This window comes from Paenibacillus sp. WLX2291 (assembly GCF_046603665.1).
GTDB lineage: Bacteria > Bacillota > Bacilli > Paenibacillales > Paenibacillaceae > Saccharibacillus.
On the sequence record NZ_CP176755.1, the window covers coordinates 176,443 to 190,594 of the forward strand.

9 protein-coding genes and 1 other RNA gene are annotated in these 14,152 nt (G+C 44.1%); all 10 read left to right on the plus strand.

Annotated elements, in window-relative coordinates; genetic code table 11:
• Position 1: 1 nt before the first annotated feature.
• The 10 genes from tpiA to ACDE64_RS00830 all read left to right on the plus strand — a co-directional run bounded on the left by tpiA (position 2) and on the right by ACDE64_RS00830 (position 13,797).
• Positions 2-754: a triose-phosphate isomerase gene (gene tpiA / locus ACDE64_RS00785; protein WP_411348662.1), complete on the plus strand. Its 753-nt coding sequence runs from the start codon at positions 2-4 to the stop codon at positions 752-754.
• Complete coding sequence (gene gpmI / locus ACDE64_RS00790) at positions 755-2,296, plus strand: 2,3-bisphosphoglycerate-independent phosphoglycerate mutase (RefSeq protein WP_411348663.1); 1,542 nt, start codon at positions 755-757, stop codon at positions 2,294-2,296. It abuts the gene before it with no gap.
• 173 nt (positions 2,297-2,469) lie between these two features.
• Complete coding sequence (gene eno / locus ACDE64_RS00795; RefSeq protein WP_411348664.1) at positions 2,470-3,774, plus strand: phosphopyruvate hydratase; 1,305 nt, start codon at positions 2,470-2,472, stop codon at positions 3,772-3,774.
• 510 nt (positions 3,775-4,284) lie between these two features.
• Positions 4,285-4,515 carry a preprotein translocase subunit SecG gene (gene secG, locus ACDE64_RS00800; RefSeq protein WP_367061615.1) on the plus strand — a complete coding sequence of 77 codons (231 nt, stop codon included), beginning with the start codon at positions 4,285-4,287 and terminating at the stop codon, positions 4,513-4,515.
• An 899-nt stretch (positions 4,516-5,414) separates the two neighbouring features.
• On the plus strand, positions 5,415-8,165 hold the full coding sequence (gene rnr / locus ACDE64_RS00805; RefSeq protein ID WP_411350198.1) for a ribonuclease R: 2,751 nt from the start codon (positions 5,415-5,417) through the stop codon (positions 8,163-8,165).
• A 132-nt stretch (positions 8,166-8,297) separates the two neighbouring features.
• Positions 8,298-8,774: an SsrA-binding protein SmpB gene (gene smpB, locus ACDE64_RS00810; RefSeq protein ID WP_411348665.1), complete on the plus strand. Its 477-nt coding sequence runs from the start codon at positions 8,298-8,300 to the stop codon at positions 8,772-8,774.
• Positions 8,775-9,187: 413 nt separating this feature from the next.
• Positions 9,188-9,553: a transfer-messenger RNA gene (gene ssrA / locus ACDE64_RS00815) on the plus strand.
• A 1,175-nt stretch (positions 9,554-10,728) separates the two neighbouring features.
• Positions 10,729-11,880, plus strand: a complete 1,152-nt coding sequence (locus tag ACDE64_RS00820; RefSeq protein WP_411348666.1) for a DUF262 domain-containing protein — start codon at positions 10,729-10,731, stop codon at positions 11,878-11,880.
• Entirely contained in the window at positions 11,870-12,946 is a 1,077-nt protein-coding gene (locus ACDE64_RS00825) for a DUF3696 domain-containing protein (RefSeq protein WP_411348667.1), read from the plus strand. Before ACDE64_RS00820 ends, ACDE64_RS00825 begins: the two co-directional genes overlap by 11 nt.
• Positions 12,937-13,797, plus strand: a complete 861-nt coding sequence (locus tag ACDE64_RS00830) for a hypothetical protein (RefSeq protein WP_411348668.1) — start codon at positions 12,937-12,939, stop codon at positions 13,795-13,797. The genes ACDE64_RS00825 and ACDE64_RS00830 overlap by 10 nt, the downstream gene beginning before the upstream one ends.
• Positions 13,798-14,152: the final 355 nt, after the last annotated feature.

The following is a 14,152-nucleotide window of genomic DNA, read 5'->3' on the forward strand; positions in this document are numbered from 1 at the left end:
AGTGAGAACACCAATCATTGCCGGCAACTGGAAAATGTTCAAAACCGTTCCGGAAGCTAAAGCATTCATCGAAGATATCAAAGGCAAAGCAGAAGTGGAAGGCGTAGAGAGCGTAATCTGTGCACCATTCACCAACCTGCCAGCTCTGGTAGAAGCGGTAAAAGGAACTTCTATCAAAATCGGCGCGCAAAACCTTCATTTTGAAGACAATGGCGCATTCACTGGCGAGATCAGTGGCGTTATGCTGAAAGACCTCGGCGTGGATTATGTAATCATCGGTCACTCCGAGCGTCGTCAATATTTTGGCGAAACCGACGAGATCGTAAACAAAAAAGTACTTGCTGCATTCCGTCATGACCTGACGCCAATCGTCTGCGTAGGCGAGAAGCTGGAAGAGCGCGAAAGCGATCAAACCAAGGATGTATGTAAAGTACAAACCGAAGGCGCATTTGCTGGTCTGAGCGAAGAGCAAGCGAAAGCAACTGTTATCGCTTATGAGCCAATCTGGGCAATCGGAACAGGCAAATCTTCCACTTCTGCTGATGCGAATGAAGTGATTTCCTACATTCGTAACGTTGTGAAAGACCTGTACAACGAAGAAGTGGCAAACGCAGTTCGTATTCAATACGGCGGTAGCGTGAAGCCTGAGAACGTGAAGGAGTACATGGGACAAAGCGACATCGACGGAGCACTCGTCGGCGGCGCAAGTCTTCAGTCTGAGTCTTACATTCAGCTGGTTGAGGGGGCGAAGTAAATGTCAGTTCCAAAACCGGTAGCATTAATCATCATGGACGGTTTCGGTCTGCGTCCGGAAGTCGAAGGCAACGGTGTTGCTCAAGCGAAAAAGCCGAACTATGACCGTTACCTGCAACAATATCCTCATACGACTCTGACTGCTTGCGGCGAAGCTGTAGGTTTGCCAGAAGGTCAAATGGGGAACTCGGAAGTCGGTCACCTGAACATCGGCGCAGGTCGCGTCGTATATCAGGATTTGACCCGCATTTCCAAATCGATTCGTGACGGCGAATACTTCCACAACGAAGCACTCGTCGGCGCAGTCGAAAATGCCAAAACAAATGGCAAAAAGCTGCACCTGTTCACGCTGCTGTCTGACGGCGGTGTACACAGTCATATCGACCACCTGTTTGCAACGCTGGAACTGGCGAAAAAACATGACTTTCATGATGTGCTGATCCACGTATTCCTGGACGGTCGCGACGTAGCACCGGACAGTGGTAAAGGCTTCATGGAGCAATTGGTTGAGAAAATCAGCAGTATCGGTATCGGCAAAATCGCTACCGTACAAGGACGCTACTACGCCATGGACCGCGACAAACGCTGGGATCGTGTCGAAAAAGCATTCCGTGCTATCGCTTACGGCGAAGGTCCTCAATTCAAGGACCCGCTGAGCGTGGTAACTTCTTCCTACAAAGAAGAAGTGTACGATGAGTTTGTCATTCCGGCTGTGATTGTGGATGCTGACGGTCAACCGACCGGTACGGTAAGCAGTGGAGATTCCGTAATCTTCCTGAACTTCCGTCCTGACCGTGCGATTCAGCTGTCCCAAGCATTTACACAGCATGACTTTAACGGTTTCGAGCGCGGTGATTATCCGCAGGCGCTGTACTACGTATGTCTTACCACATACAGTGCAACGGTTGTCGGTCATATTGCTTTCGGACCGAAAAGTCTGGACAATACGCTGGGCGAAGTACTCGTTCAAAACGGCAAAAAGCAACTGCGTATTGCTGAAACTGAGAAATATCCGCACGTTACCTTCTTCTTCAGTGGCGGTCGTGATGTAGAACTGGAAGGCGAGACTCGTATTCTGATCAATTCGCCAAAAGTCGCTACCTACGATCTGCAACCAGAGATGAGCGCGCGTGAGGTGGCAGATGCATGCATCGCCGAGATCGAAGCGGAGCGTCAGGATGCGATCATCCTGAACTTTGCGAACCCGGATATGGTTGGTCACTCTGGTAAACTGGAGCCGACGATCAAAGCCGTGGAAACGACGGACGAGTGTGTTGGTCGTGTTGTGGAAGCGATCCTTGCCAAAGGCGGCGTAGCGCTGATTACTGCTGACCATGGTAACGCTGAAACAGAGATCGACGAAGAGGGACGTCCGCAAACGTCGCATACGACGAACCCGGTTCCGTTTATTGTAACCGACGAGAACGTTGTGCTGCGCGAAGGCGGCATTCTGGGTGATATTGCACCAACGATCCTCGATCTGCTGCAAATTGCTAAACCGGACGAAATGACAGGTACATCCATCATTTCCAGCCGTAAGTAAGTTCTTAATTTATTGTGATGAACGGAGGCTGCGACCGGCAGACGCATTAACATGCTCGTCATGTTCCGCTGAAATCGCCTGTTCTGTTGCAGTCATGCGTTCCTATATACAAGGTGCGCAGGTATACCTGATGTCACCCTGATCAAACTTATCTCAAAGGAGACTTTTAAATCATGACGATTATTACTAACGTGTATGCCCGTGAAGTCCTCGACTCCCGTGGTAACCCGACTGTTGAAGTAGAAGTATATCTGGAATCCGGCGTTGTAGCTAGCGCGATCGTACCTTCCGGTGCATCCACTGGTGCTCACGAAGCTGTTGAGCTGCGTGACGGCGACAAATCCCGTTACCTGGGTAAAGGCGTTCTGAAAGCTGTAGCGAACGTAAACGAAATCATCGCTCCAGAAGTAATCGGTATGGACGCTGTTGACCAACTGAGCATCGACCGCAAAATGATCGAGCTGGACGGTACACCAAACAAAGGGAAACTGGGCGCTAACGCAATTCTGGCTGTTTCCATGGCTGTAGCTCGCGCTGCTGCTGAAGCTCTGGATCTGCCACTGTACGCTTACCTGGGCGGATTCAACGCAAAACAACTGCCAGTACCAATGATGAACATCATCAATGGTGGTGAGCACGCTGATAACAACGTGGACGTTCAAGAGTTCATGGTTATCCCTGCTGGCGCTCCATCGTTCAAAGAAGCTCTGCGTACAGGTGCGGAAATCTTCCACAACCTGAAATCCGTATTGAGCAGCAAAGGTCTGAACACAGCTGTAGGTGACGAGGGTGGTTTCGCTCCTAACTTCACTTCTAACGAAGAAGCACTGAGCACAATTATCGAAGCGATCGAAAAAGCTGGTTACAAACCAGGTGTTGACGTATTCCTCGGTATGGACGTTGCTTCCACTGAGTTCTACAAAGATGGTAAATACGTATTGGAAGGCGAAGGCAAATCCTTCACTTCTGCTGAGTTCGTAGACCTGCTGTCTTCTTGGGTAGATAAATACCCAATCATCAGCATCGAAGATGGTTGCTCCGAAGATGACTGGGAAGGTTGGAAACTGCTGACCGACAAACTGGGCAGCAAAGTACAACTGGTTGGTGACGATCTGTTCGTAACGAACACTGAGCGTCTGGGTCGCGGTATCGAAGAAGGTATCGGTAACTCCATCCTGATCAAAGTAAACCAAATCGGTACGCTGACTGAAACATTTGATGCGATCGAAATGGCGAAACGCGCTGGTTACACAGCTGTAATCTCCCACCGTTCCGGTGAGTCCGAAGACAGCACAATCGCTGACATCGCGGTTGCTACCAACGCTGGTCAAATCAAAACAGGTGCACCTTCCCGTACCGACCGTATTGCAAAATACAACCAACTGCTTCGCATCGAAGACCGTCTGGGCGAACTGGCTCAATACCACGGCCTGAAATCCTTCTACAACCTGACTGAGCACCGTGGTCTGACGAAGTAAGTTCGAATTCTTCGAAAGCATGATCAGATGTACAATCGCATGAAGACATGAATCGCAGGTAAGACGAACGATAACCTAGCATCGGTTATCGACCAAATGTCATATCGCGATTCCGTCAGATTGCTGTTGTCATCCAACTATAGATATCATCTGACCTTCGCCCGGAGCGCTGAATCCGGTCGCGAAGATCAGATACAGCTGCACAGCATATTTTTATGCTGCTAGCCATCCGTTTGGGGAATGGGCGTCGCGGCTGACCGTGAACACATCGACAACAACGGCCTGAGCCGCTACTTAGCCGTTACAGCCACCATGTTCACTGGACAGCAGCCATCCGTTTCGACGGATGGCTGTTTTTTTATTTTCCTATCGGCGCAGTCAGGAAATCGTTGCTATCTACTTGCCGAATATGATAAACTATAAATGCTGTTTCTATAGAGTGATATGGTTAGATAACCTGTACATATACATTTATAGAGGCTCGGCGAATCCTTCAAGGAGGTGGAAATTATGCAATTGACTTTGCAGATCCTGCTTACTATTATCTCGGTTGCTCTGATTATCGTGGTACTGCTGCAAAAAGGTAAAAGTGCTGGTCTTTCCGGTGCCATCTCCGGCGGCGCCGAGCATCTTTTCGGTAAAACCAAAGCACGCGGCATGGACCTCGTCCTGCAACGCACCACAGCCGGCCTAGGAGCCGCATTCTTCATCCTCGCCATCCTAGTAGCTGTATTCAGATAATAAGCACCAAAAACAAAAACAGCCCTTCCCCCGCTACCCATAGCGCCGAAGGGCTGTTTTTTCTTTCCCATACAATGACTTCCCATTCTTTCCTATTCCAAATATCTACTTACACATCCTACACCCCTTCTTAATGAACAATAAGGTCTTTCACAGTCTCTCAAGGTCTCTCAGATTCCCTTATCTTGAAGCATCTCAAAACCTATCAAATCTCTCAACATCTCTTAATATCATTTCTTGCTACAGACAAAAGCGCGTAGCGCAAGAAAATAGTTTTTACTCCCACTTCGCACCGTCTTTACGCAGGATGCAATCCGCACGTAACGCAGGGAAGGGAATAAGGAAAAAGGGACGACTTTGGAGGGGCGGGAATCTTCATGTACTTCCCATTCCAAAAGATTCCCGCGGCTCCACCGGAGTCCCGTTTCCTTATCCCTTCCCGGAGTGCATGCTGCATCCAAATAAAACCTCGAAAAAAAACTATTCCCCCCCAGTCTGTTCATATAGAATTCACATAACCCCCGTATAATCAGAACTGTTCCCGAGCTTGTCCATTATTCCCATGTAAGTTGAAGCAAGACCGAAGTCCATGATGTGCAAGACCATTTAGCGGCATATTCGTTCCCCTTAACCAAGGAGAGGGTAACGAGCATGCCGCCCTTTTTTTTGCCGGAATACAGGCTGGGGATTAATTTAGTGTATACTAGGGTATGTGTATACTAAATGAAACATGATCGAAGTGGCTTTCTGAAAACGCAGATGTCCGTGCAGATCATGGACCGGTCTGCGTTTTACTCATCCATCACCGACACAGACCAGCGTATAGAGCACATAAAACCCGCAATACATATGAGCCGGATGGGCGTGATCGCTGCTGAAGGTGGGCCGAGGTGAATTCAATGATTACAGAAGAACAACTATTAAACTTTATGCGGGACACCGCTTATAATCCAATGACGTATCAGGAGTTGGAAGAACATTTTCAGATTGAAGATGCTTCGGATTTCAAAGAACTCGTCAAGCTATTGAACCGGTTGGAAGAAGTCGGCGATGTAGTTGTGAATAGCGCCAATCGATATGGCGTGCCAGAACGTATGGATCTGGTCAAAGGACGCGTGCAAGCACATGCCAAAGGCTTTGCTTTTCTGATCCCGGAAGATCGCGAGCATGGCGATGTGTACATTCATGCCAATGACCTGAACACGGCGATGAACGGCGATACCGTACTTGTCAAAGTCACTTCCCGTAACGCGTCCGGTGGACGCATGGAAGGCGTAATTGTACGTGTACTGGTTCGGAAAAATACCCGCATCGTCGGTGTATTCCAAGGACAGGATACGTATGGTTTTGTGCTGCCGGATGATAAGCGTATCAACCGCGATATTTTCATCCCGAAAGAGCATTTTGGCGGTGCTGTCGACGGCGAGAAAGTCGTTGCTGAGATCGTTAACTATCCAGAAGGACGGGCGGCGGCTGAAGGTCGTGTGATCGAGGTGCTTGGACATAAGGATGATCCCGGCGTGGACATCATCTCCATTATCCGCAAGCATCAACTGCCAGAGAGCTTCCCGGACGAAGTGATGGACGAGGCGCAGGGTGCACCGGACGAGATTACTGAAGAAGAGATCGTTCAGCAAGGACGCCGCGATCTGCGTGGTAAGAACATCGTTACCATCGATGGCGAAGATGCGAAGGACTTGGATGACGCCGTAAACGTCGAGCGTCTGGAGAACGGCAATTACCGTCTGGGCGTGCATATCGCCGATGTCGGTTATTATGTGCGTGAAGGCTCCCAGCTGGATAACGAAGCGTACAACCGCGGTTGTAGCGTGTATTTGGTTGACCGCGTGATCCCGATGCTGCCACACCGTTTGTCGAACGGAATCTGTAGCTTGAATCCGCAGGTAGATCGTCTGACATTGAGCTGCGAAATGGAGTTCGACGCCAATATGAAGGTCGTTAAGCATGACGTCTTCACTAGTGTCATCAAAACGAAAGAACGCATGACGTACAAAAACGTACGCCGCATTCTGGAAGACGAAGAACCAGAACTGCTGGAGCGTTATGCACCACTCATCGACGACTTCAAGCTGATGCGCGAGCTGGCCATGAAGCTACGCGACAACCGGATCCGTCGTGGCGCGGTCGATTTTGACTTTGAAGAATCCAAAATCCTGCTGGACGAAAAAGGAAAACCGGTCGATATCGTCAAACGTGAGCGTTCCATCGCTGAGCAGATTATTGAAGAATTCATGCTGGCGGCAAACGAAACGGTCGCTGAGCATTTCCATTGGCTGAAAGTACCGTTCCTGTACCGGATTCACGAAAACCCGGATCAGGAAAAGCTGCAAAACTTCCTCGGCTTCGTACAGAACTTTGGCTATGCTGTCAAAGGGACAGGCAATCTGATCCACCCACGCGCACTTCAGCAGCTGCTGGACGAAGTGAAGGGTGAAAAGGAAGAGACCGTCATCAGCACCATGATGCTGCGGTCGATGAAACAGGCAAAATACTCTGCCGACAGCTCCGGTCACTTCGGGCTGGCTGCGGAATACTACAGCCATTTCACTTCGCCAATTCGCCGGTATCCCGATCTGGTGATCCACCGCGTCATTCGCGAAGTGATTGAGAACGGTGGCAATGGGCTGACGCCAGATCGCCAGACGTATCTGGAAACCCGTATGCCGGACATTGCCCAGCAATCGTCCGAGCGTGAGCGCGTTGCTGTAGATGCTGAACGCGACACCGACCAGCTGAAAAAAGCCGAGTATATGCTCGACAAAGTCGGCGAAGAATTCGAAGGACTAATCAGCAGCGTAACTGGCTTCGGTATGTTTATCGAGCTGGACAACACCGTTGAGGGCTTGATCCGTCTTGGGATGTTGACCGATGACTATTACCATTTTGACGACAAGCAGATGATTCTGCTCGGCGAGCGCACGTCTCGCGTGTTCCGTATCGGTGACACCGTGACGATTCGCGTTGCTAACGTTAATATGGACGATCATACGATTGATTTTGAACTGACCGACATGCCGAAAAGCGGTCGTCGCTTCGACCGTGGAGGACGCGGTGAAAGTGAGCGTCGCGGTGGACGTGGTAACCGAGCTGGTGGCAATGGCGGCGGCAACGGCACAGCTGGCGGTGAACGCAAAGGACGCGGTGGCAGAGGCAAGAACAAAAACGCCAAAAAAGCCGAAGTATTCGGCAAAGCTGCGAAAAAAGCCAAGTCCAAAGCAGGTGGTAATGGCAATACCAATAGCCCAGCAGCAGGTGGTAGCAATACCAACCCGGTAAAAGGCAATAATAATACTGCCAACCCATCCACCGCTGCAAACGGCGACAATACTGGCTCCGGTAAGAATAAGCGGAAAAAGGACAAAGGTGTCACTCTTTCCACTCCGGCAAGAAGCGAATCTGGCTCCCGTTCCTCTGGATCAGGACGCAGCTTCGCATTCGGTTCTGGCAAAGGCGGCTACAACAGCCCTGAACCGGAGAAGAAGAACAGAGGCAAACGCCGTAAGAAATCCGGCGAAGGCTCCGTGGCACCGGCAGTCACCAATGATGCACTTGCATCTGTAAATGCATCCGGCGATGCCAAGCCGAAACGTAGACGCAAGCCAAAGAAAAAGAATACAGAGAACGAATAATATAAAGCATATGGGCTGCGGGTTGAGATCGGTTGGAATCCAGTAGCAGAGATGCAACAGTTTCCGACTGATTCCTCATCCTCGCAGCCACCCCTATGATATGGGGTAGCAATAACGGAAGGAGCAATCCACATGGCGACCAAAAAGAGTGAAAACAAAGTACTCGCCCAGAACAAAAAAGCATCCCACGATTATTTCATCGAGGAAACCTATGAAGCAGGTATGGTACTGACCGGAACCGAGATCAAATCGTTGCGGCGTGCCCGCGCGAACATCAACGACGCCTTTTCCACGATCCGTAACGGCGAAGTATTCCTGCACAATATGCACATCAGCCCATTTGAGGAAGGCAACCGCAGCAATCCGGCAGACCCGACTCGTACACGTAAGCTGTTGCTACACAAGCTGCAGATTAGCAAGCTGATCGGCGCATCCAAGCGCGACGGCTACACGATTGTTCCGCTGAAAATCTACATCCGTAACGGTTATGCCAAGCTGCTGATCGGTCTCGGTAAAGGTAAGAAGCAGCATGACAAACGCGCGACCGCGGCAAAACGGGATGCGCAGCGTGATATTCAACGTGCATTGCGGGATAATCAGAAGCATTGATTGCTAGGTATGACGATTGAAGCTCATACCTGAGGTTTACAACAAAAGCAGATGATATGGTGAGTGTTGTTAAAGTGATGATGTTTTGGGGTAATGGAACATATCGGTGTCTGGTAGCTGTCTCTCTTACGTAGTCTGCTGTCTCAATTGGCAGAGCGATAGGAGTTACAACGCCGGCTTATCCATCGTGCATTAGCTGGTATCTACCGGCATCTGCACAGCTATCCATTTGCATCAAAACATGGTATAATCAATGTCTGTGAGGAAATGAAATAACGGTCGGCGTTTGTCGATAGGGTTAGGACATTTCCCGATGTAGCCCTTTCTATGGAGGGAAAGGTTGCATAGGCAGAACACTTCGGAAGACGAGACTCATGCGCTCGTCCCGTATTGATCCAGACCCTTTTTAGTAAGGGGGCGTTCTTGGATTCGACGGGGGTAGGTCGGGCATGAGTAGCGGGTAGTGGGGACGCGTCCGCTTTATCAACGCTAAAGCCTATTAAACGGCAAACAACAAACTAACTACGCTTTCGCAGCCTAAGAAACTGTGAAACGTGCTCTCGCCTCGCATCGCCCATGTGCCAGGATGAGGGCCCAACTCTTAGTGGGCTACGCTGTCACATCTCCGCCTGAGGTGTGCTGAATAAGATAATCAGGCTGACCCGAAGGGAATCCGGTTACAGGGAGTCTCTAGGGTGACATCAAATCTGTAACTACACCCGTAGAAGCTTATGTTGCGTTATCTTCGGACAGGGGTTCGACTCCCCTCGCCTCCATTTTTGTTTCAGCAGAAAAGATCGCCTAAGAAGGCGGTCTTTTCTGCTATTTAGAACTCATTATAATTGTTGCTTCAGTGTAAGATAGTATCCGTATTTGGGAAAATAACGAAGTTAATGAAGCTTAAATTGGCACTATTAAGATCATATGAAGCTACACTAATATTTCTAGTTGTTACTAACTGCATTATAACCAATCTTATGCGAAGTAAGGCTTGAGTAATCATAGTCTTTAGCATTGCCATTCGCATTTTTGTAATTCCAGTTGAAGTTTTAATCAATAGTTTTAAAAGATTGGATAGTACTATGAGTGCTATTGAATTTGTGGATTTTTTGTTTCTGGCATCGCGAAAATAAATATTGTTATCATTATTTACAATAATACTATCAATTTTATCAATCTTCGCTATCTTCACAATATTGTCCATATTTCCTGCTGGTGATCCAATAATAAGTTTTTTCAAAGTGAACTTTATGAATGATATAGTTGCAGATGAAGCAGTGGATGTAGCCGTTAGTGTTATTATTTTGGAATAATATACCCTTTGAGCTCAATTTGTGCAATCAAAGGAAACGTCACCAACAAACTGTATGCAACACCATTATTGAAGCTGTTGATGGAAAATTATTTTAAGAAAGAGGTTCAGTTGTATTATATTGATCAGCGGCATTCGATTTAGCAAGCCGCAAGCTTGGAAACTTATATTATATTTTTTTGGAGTGAAAATACAGGTTGTTGAAGAAGGTTCGTGGAGCGAAAAAGCTAGGCTTTATCATCAATAAATGCTGGATGATATCCGAGCAGAGTGTAAAAAAAGACACCAGAGTATGATACGATTAAATAGGAAACTAACGACATTATTATTCCTGAAAAATATATTGCGTCGGTGAAGTATGATATGTAACTCTTGTTGGCTCATTAGATGCAAAGGTGCCAAATCCGCAAATGATGATTGGATGGTTTATGTCAAAGGTGCAGTACAAAGCAAGTTATAAGGCGTATCAGGCTGTATGAAGAAAAAATATTTTTAAAAAACTTTAGTATCAAATTTTTAATAGATAATATTTGGTGCAGTAAAGGATATTTCAAAAAACTGTAGAATAGATATTTAAAGTAATAAAAGGGAAACTAAAATATAAATTGAAAATAATGAACTTTATTGAAAAGGGGAACTAAAATGGATATAAATAACAATAAAGAGCAATTGGATTTTGATGAAACAAATGAGGAAGAAAATAGTTTTATTGATTATGAAGACTATGGTATCAAAGAAGTTTATCCAGACATAACAATAAAAGTAGATAGAGATCAATACTCTGTTTTTGAGTTGAAGCGTAAACATGGGAGAAATTTGGTAGTGTTAGATCCTGATTTTCAAAGATCGGATGTGTGGGAGGTGATACAACGCTCAGAACTTATAGAGTCAGTTTTGATGGGTATACCTTTACCTATCTTTTATTTAAGTGAGAATAAGAGTGGGCAACTAGTAGTTGTAGATGGAAAGCAAAGGTTGACGACTTTTTTTAAGTTTTTTGATAATGATTTTGCATTAAAGGGTCTAAAAATTCTAAAAGTAGTAGAAGGCAAAAGGTTTAAAGAACTGGATCAAAATCTGCAATCTAAATTGGAGGACTATCAGATAATCGCACAAGTAATAAAACCGCCTACACCTGATAGAGTGATGTTTGATATTTTTGATAGGGTCAATAGGGGAGGTACAAGACTAAATCAGCAAGAAATGAGAAATGCTTTATACCAAGGTAAAGCTACTAAATTGCTAAAAGAACTATCTAAAAGCGAAGAATTTATCAAAGCAACCGATAGCTCTATTAATGATAGCAGAATGAAAGATCATTATATGATTTTGAGGCTTATATCATTTTATCTTTGGAAAACTGGAAATCTAACGAATTTGAAAGGTGAAATGTTGCAATACGATAGTGGAGAATTAGACTCATTTTTAGGTAAGGCTATGGAATCACTTAATGCAATGGATGATCAGAAAATTCAAAATATAAAAAGAGTATTTTTTAAAACTATGAAAAATAATATAACAGTCTTCGGTAATCAAGCATTCAGAAGAACTTACGGTGAACGTAGATATCCTGTGAATTTAATCTTATTTGATTCTTTTGGATACTTATTTGCTAATTTTGATGAAGAAATTTGTAATAAAAATAAAAGTTTTTTCAAGCAAAAATCAAAGCTACTTATGAACAATGCTCAATTTTCAGATTTGTTATCTAGTGATCGAGGTAGAGGAACATCAATAAAGTCTATATTCTTAAAAATGGATGAACTAAAAAAGGAGCTAGAAAATGATATCTAATATAAAAATAAATGGACTCAAAAGTATTGATGCTCTTGAAATTAAATTAAATCCTTTCACTATGCTCACCGGTATGAATTCTTCTGGAAAATCTACAGTAATACAGGCTTTATTATTGGCAATTCAAAATATTAATGAGACACATCAATCTCCTTTAAATGGAGAACTTACTGCTTTAGGTTCTTTTACAGATGCGGCTAATTTTAGGGTGAATTCAAAAGTTATTGAGCTTGAATTTGAAGGTAATTATAAAGGAAAGAACGGTTGCTTAAACATCAAAATAAAAGAAGACGAAGAAAAAGTAGTGTGCTTGTTTGAATGCGATAACGATGAATTTAAAAGTTACTTTTTTAGAGACGGACATATTCGATATATATCAGCACATAGGCTAGGTGCACAAGACACCTACTTTAAAAATTATAGCTATCAAAATGAAATGGGTTCATTAAGTGAATTTGTAATGGATTTTTACGAGCATAATAAAAATAATGTAATTGAAAAAAGTTTAATGAAAGATCCTGATATTGGCGAAACGCTGGAATTGCATACTAATTACTGGATGGAATATATTGTGAATGCTAATATATCGACTGAAGATATTGAAGGAACGGATATTGTAAAGGCAAGGTTCAATTATACTGGCAATAGAAGTGTCAGACCTAAAAACATAGGGTCTGGTCTAAGTTATATTGTTTCTATTATTATTTCTGTTTTATCATCAAAGTCAGGGGATCTACTGATTATTGAGAATCCAGAAATACATTTACATCCTAGAGCACAATCAAAGCTTACAGAACTCTTTGCTTTTGCTGCTTCTAAAAACATACGTTTCATAATAGAAACGCATAGTGATCACATATTCAATGGAATACGAAAATCAATTTTTAAAGATATTATAAAAGTATCGGAGGTTGCAGTTTATTTCTTCGAATTAGATAGTTATCAGAGTGTCTCAACGCTAGTAGAATTTTATGAGAACGGGAATGTTGTCAATCATCAGAATGGATTATTTGACCAATTTGATGATGACTTAGATGAACTGTTGGAGTTGAAATCATGGAGTTAGTAATGAATGAGCTTTCTTTAGCAGGTCAGTTTAACACAATTGCTTCTTTCTATGACTCGTTAGATAGTATGCTGAAAATCCAAAAAACTTTAGACAAACTTGGAGTAACTGTTTTGAGTCATAGTGAACTCTACAATAGAATGGTTACGCACGAGCATACATTATATGATGCATTATCGAATAAAAGCTCAAGAGGGAATGATAAGGCGCGGTTCTTTAAAGTAATGCTTAGAGAGCTTATGCAACATAAAATGTTCTGGACAGACTCACCAAAGCATAATGAACAAAGTATTTATAAATGTATTTTTACCAGTGATGTTAGTGGATATGGATTAGCGGAGGCTTGCGAACGTGATAAAATAGTGATTTCTTTTCAAAATGAACCATTTCGTCAAAACTGTTTAGAACTAAATAAGGACAATGTTATAATTAAGATAAATAATATATACGATCAAAAAAATATGGCTGAATTGCTTTATGATAGTTGTATGAAAGATGCTTACACTTACTGCCTAAATAGATTTGATGGTTCGAATATATCTTTTGATAACATTGAAGAAAAATATGGGTTCTCGTCAATAAGCTCAGTAGAAACAAATTCTTTCATTTCTTCTTTTAAATCTTTTTCGGATTTGTCATGGGATGAGATAGTAAAAAGTAAAGGACTTCAATATAAACCCTATTCACCATCATCAAAAGATGACGATTGGTTTGCGAGATCAATTTATAAAGATAAAAATATTTATAAGTTTAGAGTGAGTGAGAAATATAGATGTTTTGGGTATCGACAAGATGATGTATTTTTTGTATTAAGATTTGAAGTGAGTCATTCAGTTAGCAATAAAGGATAGATCTAATGTATGACTTCAAATTCAAGAAATTGTGATTTGTGCTCTCATTCAGCATTGTCCGTGTATGGCGATGAGAGCTGAACTTATAGTGGTATATGCTGCTTGAGGGTAAACGGAAGAGGACAATTTGGCGAGCCCGAAGGGAATCTGGTCATTTGGGGTTACTACGGTGATATCAAAAAAAGTGACTACATCTGTAGAAGCCTATGCGAGATTATCTTCCGACAGAGGTTCGATTCTCTTTGACTTCATATGTAGTAAAAACCTGTAGTGCTAGTTAAAATTAATCTTGAATGACTCCTATTTTCCAAAGCGTATAGGGTAATAAAAGTCTATCTAAATTCGTTTCGAATCC

Coding starts and splice junctions, on each gene's coding strand:
- gpmI (WP_411348663.1), top strand. CDS start 755: ATGTCAGTTCCAAAACCGGTAGCATTAATCATCATGGACGGTTTCGGT.
- eno (WP_411348664.1), top strand. CDS start 2,470: ATGACGATTATTACTAACGTGTATGCCCGTGAAGTCCTCGACTCCCGT.
- secG (WP_367061615.1), top strand. CDS start 4,285: ATGCAATTGACTTTGCAGATCCTGCTTACTATTATCTCGGTTGCTCTG.
- rnr (WP_411350198.1), top strand. CDS start 5,415: ATGATTACAGAAGAACAACTATTAAACTTTATGCGGGACACCGCTTAT.
- smpB (WP_411348665.1), top strand. CDS start 8,298: ATGGCGACCAAAAAGAGTGAAAACAAAGTACTCGCCCAGAACAAAAAA.
- ACDE64_RS00820 (WP_411348666.1), top strand. CDS start 10,729: ATGGATATAAATAACAATAAAGAGCAATTGGATTTTGATGAAACAAAT.
- ACDE64_RS00825 (WP_411348667.1), top strand. CDS start 11,870: ATGATATCTAATATAAAAATAAATGGACTCAAAAGTATTGATGCTCTT.
- ACDE64_RS00830 (WP_411348668.1), top strand. CDS start 12,937: ATGGAGTTAGTAATGAATGAGCTTTCTTTAGCAGGTCAGTTTAACACA.